The sequence below is a fragment of the Yinghuangia seranimata genome, assembly GCF_029953285.1.
GTDB classification, from domain to species: Bacteria; Actinomycetota; Actinomycetes; order Streptomycetales; family Streptomycetaceae; genus Yinghuangia; species Yinghuangia seranimata.
This window is the reverse complement of sequence record NZ_JASAOI010000112.1, coordinates 1-603: the sequence shown is the minus strand read 5'-3', so window position 1 is coordinate 603 and position 603 is coordinate 1. Positions and strand designations below refer to the sequence as shown.

General features: G+C 66.8%; 1 protein-coding gene. It reads right to left on the bottom strand.

The annotated features are described in order from the left end of the window. The coding region (locus tag QI554_RS43320) for an amino acid permease (RefSeq protein WP_281478978.1) at positions 1-603 on the bottom strand (603 nt) is incomplete at both ends.

The following is a 603-nucleotide window of genomic DNA, read 5'->3' as shown; positions in this document are numbered from 1 at the left end:
GGGGCCGTATTCGCCGCGGGACGCCTTGACCCAGATGTAGACCGGGATGCCGACCAGCAGCAGGATCAGGCTCTTCAGGACGGCGTCCGCGCCGGAGCCGTAGACCATCCACAGCGTGAACGCGAAGCCGACGATCGCGACCGTGAGGTCCCTCGCCAAAGACCCGCGGCTGACCGGCTTCTCCCGGGTGACGAGCCAGAACAGCTGGGCGGCCGCGGAGAACATGTACGGGATGACCGTGGTGACCGTGGCGAGCAGGAGGATGTCCTCGAAGGCGTCCTCGGACCACAGGTAGTTCATCGCCATGACGATGATGGTCAGGACGGTGCCGACGATGATGCCGACGTAGGGGACGCCGTTGCGCGTCTTGGTGAACGCCTTCGGGAACATCCCGTCGCGGGCCGCCGCGAACGGCATCTCGGCGACCAGCATCGTCCAGCCGTTGAGCGCGCCGATGCCGGAGATGATCGCCATCGCGGCCATCACGCCGCCCCACGCGCTGCCGCCGAACATGTTGTTGAGCGCGTCGGAGAACGGCGCGGTGGAGTCGACCAGCTGGTCGTGCGGGACGTTGCCCATGATGGCGACGGTCGACAGCATGTA